We start from the raw sequence: 17152 nt of genomic DNA on the forward strand, positions 1-17152 counted from the left end.
ACAACATTATCATTATTACTCTCCAAAAATAAGAAAATATCGCAATAGTAACGTGAATTGTGATAGGGGTTTTTACTATCTTTCCTGTCTCGTAATAAAAAAGGAAGTACTTCATGAAGCTAATACTACTCATAATCTTGATTATCTTCGGCTTTCAATCAAGCGCTTGGGGACAGGCGCCGACTCTCAGTATCGAGGCTAAACAAGAACCGATCCAAGAAATCATGAAAAAAATAGAGCATCAAACAGGCATGACATTCTCCTACGATCCTTCTATTCTCAAAGGTATTTCCCGGATTACATTCAAATCTGATAACCAATCCATATCGGAATGCCTTACCCGGCTATTCCAAAAGCTCCCTCTGTCTTATCAGATAAACGGTACCCACATCATCTTGAAGAAACTCCCCCGCTCAGTAACCATCAGCGGATTCGTACGGGATAAAGCGACTACAGAATATCTAATCGGGGCCTCCGTTTATGACTCTCGCACACAAAGGGGCACAGCTACCAATAACCACGGTTTCTTCAGTCTAACCTTACCGGTCGGGGTAGTCCGTCTGGAGACTTCCTACATCGGATACGGACGTTTCTCACATACATTCCAACCGCTCGAACGGGATACCGTGATGGAAATTCTGCTGGAAAGCGGTGAGGCATTGGCCGAAGTTGTCGTTACCGGTAGTAATGACACACAAAACCCGATACAAGCCCCTCAGATGGGAACGATTAAAATAACCCGGAAGATGATCAAGACCATCCCGACCTTATTCGGTGAGGCTGATGTGATCAAAGCCCTGCAAACCCAACCCGGCGTATCAGCCGGAACGGAAGGATTAGCCGGGATGTATGTCCGTGGGGGGAATGGAGACGAGAACCTGTATATGATAGACGGAATCCAACTGTATCAGGTCAATCATCTCGGAGGACTTTTCTCCGCTTTCAACGCCGAGGCTTTGAAAGATGTGGATTTTTATAAATCCGCTTTCCCCGCCCGCTATGGGGGAAGGCTTTCCAGCGTAGTGGATGTGCATACTAAAGATGGCAATATGAAAGAGTACCATGGTAGCGCTATGCTAGGATTGACCTCCGGTAACTTAAATTTCGAAGGGCCGATCATTAAAGACCGGACTTCGTTCAACGCCTCCTTCCGTCGCTCTTGGCTGGATGCCTTATCCGCACCGGGTTTGGCGATCTACAATAAAATTCAGAAAAAGAAGGGGGAGAAATTCAGCGCACGCTATGCTTTTACCGATCTGAACCTAAAAGTGAACCACCATATCAATGACCGGAGCCAAGCTTACGTTAATTTCTATTTCGGACAGGATTTCCTAAAAGGAGGAAGTTCTGAGTTCTCCGTAGGTGATAATATAACCCCTTTCGAGAACAAGGACTTTGGAAAGATGCGCTGGGGTAACATCGCATTGTCTTCCGGCTGGTCGTATGTGTTTAACAACAAGATGTTCGGTACCGTCACCTTGGCTTATTCCCATTATCAATCCAAACTAAAACAAGAGACTTCACAATACTACGGAACCGAGGGTGACAAAGATTATTCTTCACGGTTTATCGAGACCTCAACCCGAAACGGTATCAATGATTTCGGAGTCCATGCGAACTTCGACTATATTCCTACCTTGGCACATCATATCCGTTATGGTACCGACTATCTTTACCATCGTTTCAGCCCGGAATATATCGAGGAAAAGACCTCCGAGAATTTGTCTCCGACCAAACGAACTACCGGAGACGAGCGCCTTTCAGCGAATGAGTTGGCTGTTTTCGCCGAAGATGACTGGGCGATATCTCCCATTGTCCGGGCTAACGCCGGATTACGCCTGAACATGTACAATATACAAAAGAAGACATATGTCTCCTTAGACCCTCGTTTATCCGTACGCTTCCTGCTCACGAGGGATCTAAGCCTTAAGGCCTCATACGCCCGGATGAATCAATACGTACATCAGATTAGCGAAAGTTATATGAGTCTCCCTACCGATATGTGGATGCCGGTCAGCAAGAAATTAAAACCATTGGTGAGTGATCAAGTATCCGTTGGCGCTTATTACAATCTGCACAAGAACTATTCCTTCTCGGTGGAAGGTTATTACAAATGGATGAATCACTTACTGGATTATAAAGATGGTTACAACTTCTTACCCTCGTTCGTCGGTTGGGAGGAGAAACTGGCCGCCGGTAAGGGGTGGGCCTATGGAGCGGAGTTTATCGCCCGGAAAGAGACGGGGCGTATAACAGGATGGATCGGATACGGACTAATGTGGAGCGACCGGCAGTTCGACGAGATTAATAATGGCAAACGTTTCCCCGCGAAATACGATAACCGCCATAAGCTGAATATCGTCGCAAACTGGAAGATCAACGAGAAATTGGAACTAACAGGAAGCTGGACTTTCATGACCGGAAACCGGGTTACGGTGGCATTCGAGAATTACGAGGATTTGGGCCTCACTCCTGTCCCTCCGCTCTTACCGGAAGGAGGCTTGGACTATTTCACGGAGCGTAATAACGTACGTCTCCCCGCTTACCACCGCTTAGATCTGGGGATTAATATTTATCGACCTAAAAAGAACGGCCATCTCGGTATCTGGAATATCAGCGTATATAACGCTTATTGCCAGATGAACCCGATAACTATCCATAAGCGGTCTTGGATAAACTACAGCCATTATTTCGAGACGTTATCGCTCTTACCGATCATTCCGTCTATATCATATACTTATAAATTCTAAAGAACATGAAACCTATATTCTATTTATCAATCTTATTATCCAGCCTGCTCCTAACCTCCTGCTACAGGAAGTTTGACCTAGAGGAATATCGTACTACACCGAAAATGGTGATCAACTCGGCCTTCTCGCCGGATACAGTCGTAATGGCCAGCATATCCCGCACATGGTTTCACTCAGAGAGCAAGCCGGACGTGACGATTCGAAACGCCAAGGTGGAATTATACATAGACGGGATCTTCAAGGAGGAGATGCCTTGGAAAGAATATTCCTATTGGAAATCTTCTCGTTGGCTCGGAGAGGATCGAGGTGGATGGGTAACAGATACGCTTTATATATCGAATACGGTTCCACAGCCCGGACAAACCGTAAAGATTGTAGCTTCCACCCCGGAATATGGAACAGCCTCGGCGGAAGATAAGATTCCTTCCAAGACCGAAATCAAAGGCCTGCGCATAATTCCCCGTAAAGAAGCTACCGGCAACGGCGGTACCCTTGTCGATGGAGATGGGAATATCTCCTACATAGAAGAAAACGATGTGCTTATCTATCAAATCACTTTCCAAGATACCCCGGGTAAATCAAATTACTATTCTCTACAGATATGGGGAGATGACGACCATCTTGGTGTCCTGTTGGACTTCTCTGTAGATCCCGTATTCACACAGCAACAAGGTATCTTGGATGAGGTTTTCGGCTCCTCGATGGTAAATTGGCGGGGACGGGTATTTTCCGACGAGCTGTTCGACGGGAAGGAATACACGTTGCAAGTAAAAGAACAACTTAGGTCCGATACTAAATATTATACCAAACGCCATATTCGTTTATATTCCCTGTCCGAACCCTATTACCAATATCTGCTATCTTTACAAAACATCAAGAATGAAGGTATCATGGGCGGACTTACGAATGTAGGTCTGGCCGAGCCTGTCCGAATCTACAGCAATGTGGAAGGAGGAACGGGAATCGCTGGTGGATGTCAATGGTTTGAATCCTTGGTAGACATAAAAGATTTAATCAAATAGCGAGCAAAAAAGCATCTATCTATTGCGAATCAAATATTTATTTCGTTACTTTGCACCCGCTTTACGTAATCTCTGTCGGGAAATGTAGCCCGTTAAATTGCGTTTCATTATAAATTACAATTAAAAAGCTATAAACAATGGATTTAATTAAGATTGCAGAAGAAGCGTTCGCTACGAAGAAGGAACTTCCTTCATTCAAGAGTGGTGATACGATCACGGTAGCTTACCGTATCAAAGAGGGTAACAAAGAGCGTATCCAGCAGTATCGCGGTGTTGTTATCCGTATCTCCGGTCACGGCGACAAAAAACGTTTCACAGTTCGTAAGATGTCTGAGAACGTAGGTGTAGAGAGAATTTTCCCGATCGAATCTCCGTTTATCGAAAGCATCACGGTTAACAAAGTCGGTAAAGTACGTCGTGCTAAATTGTACTACTTGCGTGCCCTTACCGGTAAGAAAGCAAGAATCAAAGAAAAGAGAGTCTAATCTCTCCGATTCTATTGCCATACGAAAAGCCATCCAGCGGAATGCCGGATGGCTTTTTGTTTATCGTTTCTTACAATGCCTATCGTAAGCATCTAACAATGCCCATTCAAAGGAGCTTACGATGGGCATTATAAGAACCTTAGAATGGGCATTGAAAGAAATCATATATCCAAGTCGCCCACGATTCATGAATGAATATCGCTGACAGATAATTTGGATATGCTCTAAAACAAGGGTTCATCAAAAGTCATTTTCACGAGATACCACTCCCTTCCCTATAAGAGATATACTTCAAGTTCCACAGGAGATATACTTCATCGGTAAAGTAAGTACTACCTCTACGGAATTCCCATTTATAGATAATTTCATCCACGGATTTTATCGCATGAGCCGCTTTTTACGTACATTTGAAGCAAATTCACCTAAGCGACATGGAAAAATGGATAAACAAATCGAACTATCGCAAACAGAAATAGAGCTAGCGTTCGCTTCCTTTTGTATAGAAGGAACCGCACGCAAATTGGGGCAGCCTTATCAAGAGGTGTTCGCACGCATGAAACGGGTAGGAATGATAGAGAACTATATCCTACCCAATTATGATATATTGCATACTGAAAGCCGCGAACACGTAATCGACAATATAGATGTAACTTACTTCCGACTATTCAATATACCCGATTCATTATCTGAATTATATAACTTACGATCCACGGATTTGTATTTGCGACCGAAATCTAAGTGGTAAGAGAATCCAATCTCGAAGCCCGGATAAATATCACCAAAACGCTGATCGGTCACATAGGGAGCGATCGCTGAATGGTTCTTACTCCGGTAACGGGCGGATGAGGTAAATTGGGTAGAGAAAGAAGCGCTTAACTGAACCTTCCCGATTCTATAACCGATACCCAACCTATTAAAACGATCGGCCTCACGACTGGTCTCACCCGAAAAACTATAGCTTCTCTTATAAATCAACAGGTTAAAATTAAAGTTCTTCACATCGCTATTCAAAGAGATCACATAGAAGGGATCCGTGTATGTATGCGAATAGCTATTTCCATTCGATTGGAAATGGTTCAAGCCTCCGGAGATATTCATGCGCAGATAATCGCTGAAGGGTGAATAATTCAAATACAGTTCCGGCGTAAAACGATGGAAACTCCGTTGGTTATCGTAGGTACGGATAAAAAGTCCCCGGCTAACGTCATACAGGGTCTCTTCCATGACCATGCGGGGCTGGTATTGGTAAGAGAAAGTAAAGCCGGCCTTGACCTTTGCCGTATTCACATGAAATTCCACAGCGTTGTTATGATATAAGAAAGGGGATAGACCCGGATTACCTCTACGAACCTGTAAGGAATCAATCCATTGCTCCACGTTACTCAACTCAGACAAGGATGGGTTTACATTGCGCAGGGTATACCGATAACGAGCGGATAATACCTCATTGATAGTATAAGTAAGTGTTACCTGCGGGCGGAAATACCACCGATTATAAGAGCCCGAGTTTTCTTGCGATAGATAATTACGGGAGGCGCCCAAACCTACGTTATAAACCAACTTCTTCCAAGTTCCTACGTATTGCGCATACATATACGATTCAGATTCCGTCATATGGGTCGTATAATCACCGGAACCGGAATATACGTTGTCCGTATAAGCCTGCGTATGTTTCAAACCGGCGGAAATACGACCGGTCTCTAGCTCTTTCTCGTAGATACCCTCTCCGATTACCGAATAGCGCTTTCCATCTACTTTCGTATAAATATCTGTCAAAGGAATACTTTCCAGTTCTTCCCGGTAGGTATGACGGCTATCGGTATTCGAATAAGTTCCCACGACATTGACAGCCAATGATTGTTTACGTGGTAATTTCCGGAAATAATACAAGTCGAGCGAGGGACGGGTATTCAAGGATTTATTATTATCGATAAGATCGGTCGTCATCTTGCTCTCGCTATTCCTTAAAAGGGCACTGCTATAGTTATGCGGATAGTCATAATAATAAAAATTCAGCTTAGCGTTCAAGAAATAATCATCATCCTTCGTGTAGTTATAATTCGCCGTCGTAGTCCAATACATCTCATAATCCCTCCCGGGGATTCCTTCCTGTGTTCGCTGGAAGGTACCATCTGGGGTATGAAAGATTTCCGTCCGGTCTTGCCATGCCTCTTTATACCGGTGTCCGTTCGCAAAGCTGGATAAAGAGAATTCCGAACGTCCTCGGTTATACTTACCATATATATAATCTGCCATCCAAAACGTGTTTAATTGATGGCTTAAATCCACGCCGAGATTTCCTCCGGAAGTCCGCTTGATCGTTATATAATCCAAGACGATATCGATTCCTTCCCCATATCGCAAGCCGGGGTTATCGTGATATTCCACCCGTTTGATATCCTCCGGCGAGAGGGCCGCGACTTCTAAGGAAGAAGCCAACACGCCATTTATACGCAACTGAACGTTTCCATTCGCCATAGAGATACTTTTCGTATTCGGATCTACCCATAGACGAGGTAAAGACATCCGCCTTGTCAAATCCAAGCCATCCATCGAGCGCTGCACTTGGTCTTTAGAGGGGAATATAAGTTGACGGTCTTTCTTCCTTATAATCGAAGAGGCTTGAATGGTAACCTCATCCAAATCGATCGTTTTCTCCTCTTGCGCGTTTACCAAAAAGGCAACGCAAATCAATCCCACAAATAATACTTGTCTTCTCATAAAATTCAAATTTGATTCGAGACAAATGTAAGGAGGGAAACAGCTAAAATCGATTTATACAGGCAAGAAACTAAAGTGCAAGGCATTATGCATATACACTGATTTACAAAGTATTAGCGAACGACTTAGAGAGAAAAGTTTATATTTGCCGTTTGAGCACTTATATTGCCGATGATATCCTCTTTCTCATCCATATCCAGCTTATGGCGGATGTCCGTCTTGCGCTGATAGATCGTACGGACGCTTTGCTGGGTAACCACACTGATTTCCTTGGTAGAGAAGCCGGCGCATAGCAAGCAACAAAGCTGGATCTCTTTTTCCAGCAAACGCCCATCAGACAATCGGACCAGATGCGTATGGAAATTATCATAGACCGCATCGATAATCGGATACAGGTCATCCCATACCAAAAGCGTATCTACCGGGACATCCTCATTCGTGATACGAGTCATTTGCTGGAGCAATTCCTTATTTTGTTGCGTGGGAGTAGTCGCCATCAAGCGGATAACACCCAATTGCTGCAACAAGACCTTACGGAAAAAGGCACTATCGGGTTTCTCCTCCTCCGCTACGGATTGCTTGGACTCGTTCAAGAGCTGACGCAAGGCTTCCAAACGCTCCTCCATATCAATCAAACGGTTCCTTCGGTTACGGATATATAAGGAAACTCCACCAGCTACCAATATGGAAAGCAAGGAAACGATCACTAAGATAGAGAACGTACGCTGCCGGCTCATTTCCAAGCGAAGATTTTCTCGGCGTAAACGATTTTGATCGACTAATCGTTCCCGCTCAGCCTTCTCCGTTTGGGATTTCACGGTATACAAAGAATCGCAATATTGCCCTAATCGGGAAATATCGACCGGCTTATTTTCCTTTACGCCCAATATAAATTGATAGGCATAATTAAGCGCATGCGAGGCTATATCATCGCTGTGACTACGCTCCAAGTCTAACGTATTCTTCTCGATATACTTCCGGGCAGAATCCAGCTCCCCTAGATTGATCCAAGGCATAACATAGGATCCCAAGATTTCTCGTTCCGGATAACGTTCCTTCAGCAAACGCAGATATCTGATAGAAGCCTTGGGATTAAAGTCATACAAGAAATCCGCATAATTACGGGCAAAATGATGGGCATACCATTCGATATTCTTAGCCAAGGCCGAGTCCGCAGCCAAACGAAGATAATAATCCGCCGAGTCCCTCATTCGCAAGCGGCTATAACTCAACCCGGCCATATAATAGGCCATCTCCTTAAATCCAGCTTTTGGCGAGGCTTCCCATTCCTTCGACTCTGCGATTGTTTCCCGATACAACCCCTCACCAAAACTCAAGGAAGTCAATCGGTCATAAAAACGTACAAGGTAGGTCGAATCCGAACGGGAATAAGCGGAATCTATCGCCTCTCGGTACAAGGCACGCCTTTGTTCCAACCCCTTCCGGGAATCACCCATGTAAATAGCCTTTACGAAATAAGCGGAAAGTAAAGGCTCCGAGGCATGCTCCTTATAATAATCCACGGAGTAGTCGATGAGCGAGTCGTTCACCAAGCTGCGCCCCTGCAAGAGATGAAGCCAAGCGAGCCTCCGTCCATACTCTGCCTTATCGCTATCCGAAAGAGCGGAAAGCGTTATTTGCTCCTCCAGCAGCCAAGCGGCGCTATCTAAGTTATTCTCGTTTACCAACCGGTCCGCTTCCGCAAATTTCTCCCGTACGGATTTACCGCCACAGGAAAGCAACAGGCAGACACTGGCCAGCAATATGTAGGCAAACCATTTCGTCATAGCGACAGAGATCCTAATTTCCGGCAAAGGTACATTATTTTCGGAAGCCCGGGCGATTCACCGATATTTTTATCCGTTTCGTCGATTCCTTTTCCCGCTCGGATAAGGAAGCCCTATCTTTGTAAGCAGACAAAGGGTTTATCTATGTTACAATTAAAAAGAAATGACTTATTGATCGGCTTCACGATATCCGTCTTGCTTAGTATTTTCGTGAACTTCGCCCTTCTGATGCGTAAATATGAGTTCGAGACCGGAAACCCGAGCATGGGTATCCAGCCTCCGGATCGCACCATGTATTATTTGCTAATCTGGTTCTTCGTGTTCTCCTTCATCTTATTTATTGTCAACAGCTTGATGTATAAGTTCGGGGACAAGCTTTTCCGCAGGAAAGAGTATAAAAGGGTATTGGTGGTTTGCGTAACTTGTATCAGCATCGCCTACGGCATGTTTCATCTGTCGCCGGTTTTGTACACGGCCATTGTTGTAGAATGGCTGGGAGAAGACGGACCTCAGCCAGCTACCCGGGATATCATGATCCGCATCAACCGGGACAGGATGGCTACGCAAACCATCAGGCCTGCCGAGCATCGGGACATACCGGTACCGCCCAATCCTTTCACGGTCCCTAACTCTTTCATGACGGAGCATCTTTTCGTCTTCCTCACGGTCATGCTAAGCTCCATACTGATCCGGCTGCTGGGCAGCAAGCAGCAAATGAAACTGGAATATGAGCAATTGAAGACCGAGAAGCTACAGAATTCCTATAACGCCTTGATGGGACAAATCAACCCGCATTTCTTCTTCAACTCCTTAAATGGATTGAACGCCTTGATACAGAGCGGAGAGAAACAACAGACGCTGGCTTATCTGGATGAGCTATCCAACGTCTTCCGGTATATCTTGCAAAGCAACAAGAAAGAGCTGGTTACGCTAGCGGAAGAACTTCAATTCGTAAAGGCGTACACCTATCTGCTAAGCGTGCGCTACGAGGGAAAGCTATTCTTCTCCATCCAAGCGGATACCCCTTACTTGCTTTGGTATCTGCCGATATTGAGCGTACTCCCCCTGATCGAGAACGCCGTAAAGCACAACGTTATCAGCAAGCAATACCCACTACAGATCGATATCTATACCACCCATGAGGACAAACTAATCATATCCAATAAAATACATCCTAAGTCGGAAGATAGCAAAGGCAGCGGTATCGGATTGAAGAACCTATGGGGGCGCTACCGGATGCTTACCGGAAAGGACATCCAGATCTCCAACCGCAAGGAATATTTCAAGGTCACGCTTCCTTTACTTAATAAACCCATTCACTCATGAAAGCAGTTATTATAGAAGATGAGACTACCGCCGTTAATAGCCTAAAGGCGATCTTGGCGCAAAATACGGTTACTCAGATCGAAGTGATCGCCGAGTTGGAGAGTATCGAGGAGAGCGTGGATTTCTTCCGGACATCGCCTCATCCGGATATCATCTTCATGGATATCCATTTAGCGGACGGATCGGCGTTCAAGATATTCGAGCAGGTGGAGATAGATGCCCCAGTAGTCTTCACGACCGCCTACGATGAGTATGCGTTACAGGCTTTTCAAGTAAGCAGTATCGATTATCTACTGAAGCCTGTCACGCTGGCCTCGCTGGAAAGGGCCTTGAATAAATTACGGCTGTTCGATACCGAGGAAAGGCTGGCGCATATCCGGCAAACGAACCGTACGATCCAGAGTCGCCACACGATCAAGAGCCTGTTGATCATGCTGGCCGATAAATTCTATCCGTTGGCGGTTGAGGAGATCCTTTATTTCTATACGGCCAACGAGAAGGTTACCGCCTATACCTCCGACGGGAAGCAACATCCCGTAGACCGTACCCTCGACGCGTTGGGAGAGCAACTGGACGAGAGGCTTTTCTTCCGGGCCAACCGTCAATTCATCATTTCACGCAACGCCATCAAGGATATAGATCTTTGGTTCGGGAGCCGCCTGTCCGTCAACCTCACCTTGCCGGTTCCCGAACGTATCATCATCAGCAAGGCCAAGACCCCGATCTTCAAGAAATGGATTCTGAGGGAAGAGGAATAATGTCTTTTCACCCCCTCCCGTAAGGCGATTCACCGACCCGATTATACCACTAATCGGCGCTTAACCTTTCTTTACCGAACTTTCCTGTTATTTCGCGGTACAACAAATAAAGGTAAAAACACTATGCTGAAATGTATCACTTTCGACGGAGACGCCTCGACCCTAAACACGCTCATGGGATATTTCGAGAAACTGGACAAGGCTTTGGCCGATGTCCACCAAGTGCTGAGCAAGGAGCAAACCGAACGCCCCATCTTCGTCCGGGAGGGCAGCAAGATCATTCGCCTTCGCCGGGAAGAGATCCTTTTCCTCGAGGGATACGGCGATTATGTAAAGGTACACCGTATCAATGGCAAGCCCCTGCTCACGCAAGTCAGCTTGAAGCGGTTCGAGGAGTTTCTGGACAGGAATCGTTTTTGCCGGGTACATCGTTCTTACATCGTATCCCTCTCCCACATTAATTATATCGAGCGCAAGCGGATACGTATCGGGGAGGAACTGATCCCTATCAGCGATTCGTACCTGCCCGCCTTGATGAATAATCTGGCTCTCCAAGAGTAACCAAGAGTTTCATGCGGAAGAAACTTTTGTTTCTCCGTGACAAAACTTTTGTTTCCTAGTGAAGAAACTTTAGTTTCATAGGCAGAAAACTAAAGCTTCACTTGGTAGAACTTCTCGCTTAATGTATAGGTCACCGTAAAGCCCATGATATCTCTTCGCAACGCATTCCCTTGCAATTGGAGACGATCGTAATAAAACGCCGTATTGATACGGCCATTCAGGACGGGTAATCCCAAGCCAACGCTTACCCGATACGCCCCGCCGGATTGTCCTTTCAACCGCAGGTAAGGCGTGGAAACAGAAACACCCGCTTTATAAGACATCCGTTTCCAATAACTGCTGGAGCTAAATCCATTCGGGAAATAGCATACGCCCAAGCGTAGCTCATGCGAATCCCGGAACTTTACCCGGCTATCGCTCGAGTTCAATACCCCGTATTGCCGGAATAGATAGTCCAACGCATACGTCCATTTTTTATGCGCCAATGAGCTACCGATGCCTATATATTGAGGTAGATATTGTGTCACCCTTTTCTGGTTATAGGGGGTTTCCGTGCTGCTTCCCGTCACCGTCACCGTATTTTTCAATGAGATCCGTTGCTTATAACCGTAAATGGCGCCGACCGTTAGAAAGGTTTCCCGGGCGATCGGACGATGATATTGTAAACCGAAATCGGCGTAAAAAGAGCGGCCGGACATCTCCCTTGACACTGTCATCGCACTTTGTATCTCATTCAGTGTCATATTTCCGAAGATAAAATTAAGATTCATACCGACTGATAGATGCTTGGTCAATGAAAAACCTTGGGAGAGGAAAGCCTTGGAAAGTCCGCCTGTCCCCGAAAACGTACTGGTTACAAAGGTACCGGGAGATCCTTCCAACTCTTGCGAGGACTTAAAATAATACCCAACGAAACTATAAGGAGTTACCCCGGCGGACATATACCACCGTCGCATGATACGCCCTCCCAATGAGAAAGCGGAGAAATTCCCGGTGAATGCGTTGCTAGAGCTCCCGTCTGAGCGGTATCGCTCATTCTTCACGAAGGCAGATGCCTCAGCGAACAACTTACAACTATCCAACGCCGTCAATCCGGCAGGATTCTCTATATTCATCAGCATCCCTTCCCGCATGCCGACAGTGACACCCGCCATCGAGGTATTTTGACCATATAAACCGGAAGCCATCTCACCCAGTCCAAACATCGAGTAAGGTGAGGAAGTCATCGCATTCTGCGCGGATGCGCTTGCCGCCATCAAGAGGCAAGGGTAAAGAAGGTATCTAGTAACTTTCATAGACCTTATAAATGAGTTGTAGGGTGACCGGGTTACGTCCTCCCTGATCGTTAAACGTCAAGTTCTTGAACGTGCCGGTGTAATCATCACTATTAAAAACCAACTGAAGATTATGTTTATACATGCCAAAGGCACCTAGCTCCTCTTGCATGAATTGAGTCACGTCGAAATAATAATAGGTGTTCTCGTTAAACGTATTGTCTTCCGATAGCGTACCTCGTTGAACCTCGGAACCGAGATAATCGGTCACGGCATCCGTCACCACATTATTCTCATCGGCGATATAAAGGTAGAGGCTGTCCGGCAAGGTATTGTAATCCGAATAAGTGCCTTGCTCGGGATAAATCTTAAGTAAAGCGCTCTCGATCTCCACTTGCGTGCCTTGTTGCATCAGATTATTCAAATACGGGAATTCCAGACGGGTATACCAACCCAAGCCTCCGAATAATACGCCCCGGTTACTAAGCTCAGCCGAAGGTATCTCCACTCCTTTCATCGGATATCCTGCCATATCCGTTCCACTACGGTCATGGTCGATATGATTGAACTGGGTATCCGTATTTGGGAAGAACCATAATTCCTTCTCCGTGGAAAGCTCATCGGATAAATGATAATGCAGGACTAAAGCGGCGGAGGAATCGGCTACCGTGAAAGTCAGCAGAGACTCGCTTCCCGCCAAGTCCGGCACGATCGCCACCCCCTTGAAATAGTCCTCAAAGCGATCCTCGGACACCGCTTGATCCTGCGCATGAAAACGGGACAAGAGGTCTTGCCCTAGCGCATCGGGAAGACGGACTTCCAGTTTCTCCCCGCCCTTCGGCTTCGGTTTAAATGAGCAGACCGCCAAAGCCTCGGGAGCGTAAGAGACACTGCTATTATTATATAAGTACCCGTTATCGTTTAAGACAATCTTCTCCGTTAGCTGATAAATCGAGAGGGTTTGTTGGAGGGTCGTGTCTCCTACAAAGCGACCATCGAAAGCGAGAGACAGGACTAGCGAGTCCAGTACGACCGTCTCGTCCGGATCAGTCCCATAGCTCGGTCTCTCATAAGCGATAAAGCTATGCGACGAGACGACTCCCCATAATGAATGTTTGTACCGGCCTACCAAAGCGACGTTCTTACCGGATGTCTCCAACGAGTCGATCAATACCGAGGTCACTACGACCGTGCTGGTATCTATACGAACGTTACGGAAAGCGGAGTCCACCAGATCGCTGCCATACGTACCGTTCTCGTCATAACAGGAAAACAGTCCCAGACAGAGCATCAAGCACCCCAAAGCAAAGAATGTTCTAACCATACTTCTTATTTAATAAGCAAATAATCTTTTATCAATCCGATGGCAAAGAACGTATTTAGCGCAAAACCCGGCAAGATAAACCCATGAACCCACCGGTTTCCTCTGTAAACGGCCCGATACTGAAGATGAAACCGATTTCAAAACCATTCGAGGCCCTAACCTATAAATCCGGCTTATTCACCGATAAAAACCGTATGTTTACCGATTTAATTTGTGGGTCTCGTAAAACCCTCGTTCTTTTGCTTCCGTAAAAACAAAATACGTAGTTAGAATGATACACAAAAGGATTCTTGTATTCTTGATCGCTTTTCTTCCTGTCATCATCAGCGCTTGCAGTGATGACGATGACGATGATTTGATCGGTAAGTGGTACCGTGTCTCTGACATGGACGGATTGGCGCGAAATTACGCCTCCTCTTTCACGATCGGTAACAAAGGATATCTGATTTGCGGAAACGACGGAAAAAATCGTTTATCGGATTGTTGGGAATATGATATGGAACGAGATACTTGGACGCAAAAGGCGGACTTTCCCGGAACCGCCCGCAATTCGGCCGTAGCTATGGCGGTAGATGAAAAGGGATATCTGGGAACCGGATACGACGGTACCAATTACTTGAACGACTTCTGGGAATTTAACCCGACCACCAATACGTGGGCACAGAAAGCGGATTTCCCCGGCTCGGGCCGATATGGAGCTGTGGCCTTCGGGGTAAACGGTAAAGCGTATATCGGATGCGGATACGACGGGAATTACCTAAAAGACTTTTATGCCTTTAATCCGGTGGCAAATAGCTGGACGCAAACGATCAGTATCGGCGGGACAAAGCGTCAGGGCGCTACCAGCTTCGTGATAAATGGAATCGCTTATGTATGTTGCGGACAAAATAACGGCGAATATGTAGACGATTTCTGGAAATTCGATCCCAGCACGGAATCATGGACCCAACTTAGGGATATATCGGATTCCTCGGACGAGGATTATGACGATGATTATACGATCACACGTACGAACGGGGTTGCTTTCGTGATTGATGGAGCCGCTTATCTGACTTGCGGTGAGAGCGGAAGCCTACGTAGCGACACTTGGAAATATTATCCGGCCACCGATCTATGGGAAAACGTGGCTAAATTCAAGGGAACTGCCCGTACGGCGACAGCATCTTTCTCCTCTGGCGAGAAAGGATTCGTAGTATCCGGCAAAAGTGGTACCACTCAATTTGATGATATTTGGGAATTTCACCCGAATGAATATGACGATGATGAATACTAAGAAAGGACGGGCTTGGTTCGTACCGGGCCTAGTGGTACTGCCGGTATTACTGTTTTATTTATCTTTTTTCCGGGGTGAAGAAATGGGGTCTTCTCCCGGGCGGCAACTGGAGTTGCAAACGTTTCAATCGGGGGATGGCTGGGGGTACCAGATTAGGATGAACGGAAAGGTGTTGATTTACCAACCCACCATTCCCTCTATTGATACGGTAACCGCTTTCCCGAATGAGGAAAGCGCAAGAAATATAGGCACACTCGTATTAAATAGACTGACTGAGAACAAGGATTTCTCAGTTTCAAGAGATGAGATACAACATTCACTCTCTTATTTAGGGCAATAGATTTATAATCATTAAATGTTTGGAGCAGGCTGGCTATTGATTAGTAGGCTTGCTTCGTTTTTTCCACTAAAAAGAAAAAGGCAGTCCACCTTGATAGGTGAACTCCCCCATTTCTCAAGCAAATAATGAAAATTACTTCTTATAAGTCTTATAACCATAAACAGCTAAGGAACCCAATTCCTCTTCGATACGAAGCAACTGGTTGTATTTCGCCATACGATCGGAACGGCTCAATGAGCCGGTCTTGATCTGTCCGCTGTTGGTAGCTACGGCGATATCGGCGATCGTAGCGTCCTCTGTCTCACCGGAACGGTGGGAAGTCACGGATGTATAGCCATTACGGTGGGCCATCTCGATAGCGTCTAATGTCTCGCTCAATGTACCGATCTGGTTTACCTTGATCAAGATGGAGTTTGCGCAACCCTTCTCGATACCTTTCTTCAAGAACTCTACGTTTGTAACGAATAGGTCATCACCTACCAACTGGCATTTTCCGCCTAGCGTGGAGGTTAGCATTTGCCAACCGGCCCAGTCATTCTCGTCCATACCATCCTCGATAGAATCAATCGGGTATTTGTTCACCAACTCACTCAGATAAGCGACTTGTTGCTGGGCGTTACGCTTAGCGCCTTTCTCACCCTCGAATTTCGTATAATCATACACACCATCGTGATAAAACTCGGAAGCAGCGCAATCCATGGCTATCGTCACATCCTTGCCCGGCTCATATCCAGCGGCTTTGATAGCGGCCATAATAGAATTCAAGGCATCTTCCGTACCATCCAATGCCGGAGCGAAACCGCCCTCATCACCTACAGCCGTGCTCAAGCCACGATCGTGCAATACTTTCTTCAACGCATGGAAAACCTCTGCGCCCATACGAAGCCCCTCACGGAAACTCTTCGCACCTACCGGACGAATCATGAATTCCTGAAAAGCGATCGGAGCGTCGGAGTGAGAACCTCCATTGATAATGTTCATCATAGGAACCGGCAACACGTAGGTATTTGTTCCACCGATATAACGATATAAAGGCAGATCCAGATAATTAGCCGCTGCCTTCGCTACGGCAAGCGATACACCTAACATAGCGTTAGCTCCTAGATTTGATTTTGTCTTTGTACCATCCAAATCCAGCAACTTATGGTCTATCTCTCTTTGATTCAAGGCGCTCATTCCTAAAATGGCGGGAGCGATTACCTTATTTACATTATCCACGGCACGGAGAACGCCTTTGCCACCGTAGCGATTCTTATCGCCATCGCGTAACTCGATAGCCTCGTTCTCACCGGTAGAGGCGCCAGAAGGTACAGCCGCACGACCGAATGCGCCGGAAGCCAAATGTACGTCTACTTCTACTGTCGGGTTACCACGTGAATCAAGGATCTCTCTACCTACTACTTTTACAATTTCCATATTACTATATTTGTTTTATTAGTTGTTCAATGATGTCTTACTTTTCTTTTTCACAAATATAACAATAGCCAAGCAAGGAATGTTTGCGGAAGCCTATCGAGTTTTTCAATCTTTT

Annotated in this window: 14 protein-coding genes; 9 read left to right on the forward strand and 5 right to left on the reverse strand. The window is 46.0% G+C overall.

Translation table 11 applies throughout. The annotated features are described in order from the left end of the window. Nucleotides 1-113: 113 nt before the first annotated feature. From BDI_RS11690 to BDI_RS20345, 4 genes are all read left to right on the forward strand, one after another. Complete coding sequence (locus BDI_RS11690; RefSeq protein ID WP_005854042.1) at nucleotides 114-2750, forward strand: TonB-dependent receptor domain-containing protein; 2637 nt, start codon at nucleotides 114-116, stop codon at nucleotides 2748-2750. Between the two features lie 5 nt (nucleotides 2751-2755). Further along, nucleotides 2756-3772, forward strand: coding sequence for a DUF4249 domain-containing protein (locus BDI_RS11695; RefSeq protein ID WP_011966826.1), 1017 nt, complete (start codon nucleotides 2756-2758; stop codon nucleotides 3770-3772). A gap of 137 nt (nucleotides 3773-3909) precedes the next feature. Then, complete coding sequence (gene rplS, locus BDI_RS11700; protein WP_005854040.1) at nucleotides 3910-4257, forward strand: 50S ribosomal protein L19; 348 nt, start codon at nucleotides 3910-3912, stop codon at nucleotides 4255-4257. A gap of 439 nt (nucleotides 4258-4696) precedes the next feature. Next, a complete protein-coding gene (locus tag BDI_RS20345; RefSeq protein WP_005867147.1) occupies nucleotides 4697-5002 on the forward strand; it encodes a DUF3791 domain-containing protein in 306 nt (101 codons plus the stop codon). On the opposite strand, the gene BDI_RS11705 is transcribed toward BDI_RS20345, so the two are convergent. Both BDI_RS11705 and BDI_RS11710 read right to left on the reverse strand, forming a co-directional pair. Beyond that, entirely contained in the window at nucleotides 4909-6978 is a 2070-nt protein-coding gene (locus tag BDI_RS11705) for an outer membrane beta-barrel protein (protein ID WP_011966827.1), read from the reverse strand. The genes BDI_RS20345 and BDI_RS11705 overlap by 94 nt on opposite strands. 125 nt (nucleotides 6979-7103) lie before the next feature. Then, nucleotides 7104-8792 carry a helix-turn-helix transcriptional regulator gene (locus BDI_RS11710; RefSeq protein ID WP_227742495.1) on the reverse strand — a complete coding sequence of 563 codons (1689 nt, stop codon included), beginning with the start codon at nucleotides 8790-8792 and terminating at the stop codon, nucleotides 7104-7106. 117 nt (nucleotides 8793-8909) lie between these two features. On the opposite strand from BDI_RS11710, the gene BDI_RS11715 reads away from it, so the two are divergent. The 3 genes from BDI_RS11715 to BDI_RS11725 all read left to right on the forward strand — a co-directional run bounded on the left by BDI_RS11715 (nucleotide 8910) and on the right by BDI_RS11725 (nucleotide 11410). After that, the gene (locus tag BDI_RS11715) at nucleotides 8910-10091 is read left to right on the forward strand and encodes a sensor histidine kinase (protein WP_005854033.1); all 1182 of its coding nucleotides are present in this window, start codon (nucleotides 8910-8912) and stop codon (nucleotides 10089-10091) included. After that, nucleotides 10088-10849 carry a LytR/AlgR family response regulator transcription factor gene (locus tag BDI_RS11720; RefSeq protein ID WP_011966829.1) on the forward strand — a complete coding sequence of 254 codons (762 nt, stop codon included), beginning with the start codon at nucleotides 10088-10090 and terminating at the stop codon, nucleotides 10847-10849. The genes BDI_RS11715 and BDI_RS11720 overlap by 4 nt, the downstream gene beginning before the upstream one ends. 123 nt (nucleotides 10850-10972) lie before the next feature. After that, complete coding sequence (locus BDI_RS11725; RefSeq protein ID WP_011966830.1) at nucleotides 10973-11410, forward strand: LytR/AlgR family response regulator transcription factor; 438 nt, start codon at nucleotides 10973-10975, stop codon at nucleotides 11408-11410. Between the two features lie 89 nt (nucleotides 11411-11499). Here the strand turns inward: BDI_RS11725 and BDI_RS11730 are convergent, their stop codons facing one another. Together BDI_RS11730 and BDI_RS11735 are read right to left on the reverse strand one after the other, a co-directional pair. Next, nucleotides 11500-12705: a hypothetical protein gene (locus tag BDI_RS11730; RefSeq protein WP_011966831.1), complete on the reverse strand. Its 1206-nt coding sequence runs from the start codon at nucleotides 12703-12705 to the stop codon at nucleotides 11500-11502. Next, the gene (locus BDI_RS11735) at nucleotides 12692-14008 is read right to left on the reverse strand and encodes a DUF4270 family protein (protein ID WP_005867135.1); all 1317 of its coding nucleotides are present in this window, start codon (nucleotides 14006-14008) and stop codon (nucleotides 12692-12694) included. Before BDI_RS11735 ends, BDI_RS11730 begins: the two co-directional genes overlap by 14 nt. A gap of 271 nt (nucleotides 14009-14279) precedes the next feature. On the opposite strand from BDI_RS11735, the gene BDI_RS11740 reads away from it, so the two are divergent. Both BDI_RS11740 and BDI_RS11745 read left to right on the forward strand, forming a co-directional pair. Beyond that, nucleotides 14280-15281, forward strand: a complete 1002-nt coding sequence (locus tag BDI_RS11740) for a Kelch repeat-containing protein (RefSeq protein ID WP_005854023.1) — start codon at nucleotides 14280-14282, stop codon at nucleotides 15279-15281. Next, nucleotides 15268-15621 carry a DUF4907 domain-containing protein gene (locus BDI_RS11745; RefSeq protein WP_011966832.1) on the forward strand — a complete coding sequence of 118 codons (354 nt, stop codon included), beginning with the start codon at nucleotides 15268-15270 and terminating at the stop codon, nucleotides 15619-15621. Before BDI_RS11740 ends, BDI_RS11745 begins: the two co-directional genes overlap by 14 nt. 132 nt (nucleotides 15622-15753) lie before the next feature. Here the strand turns inward: BDI_RS11745 and eno are convergent, their stop codons facing one another. After that, complete coding sequence (gene eno / locus BDI_RS11750) at nucleotides 15754-17037, reverse strand: phosphopyruvate hydratase (protein ID WP_005854019.1); 1284 nt, start codon at nucleotides 17035-17037, stop codon at nucleotides 15754-15756. Nucleotides 17038-17152: the final 115 nt, after the last annotated feature.

The organism is Parabacteroides distasonis ATCC 8503, from assembly GCF_000012845.1.
GTDB lineage: Bacteria > Bacteroidota > Bacteroidia > Bacteroidales > Tannerellaceae > Parabacteroides > Parabacteroides distasonis.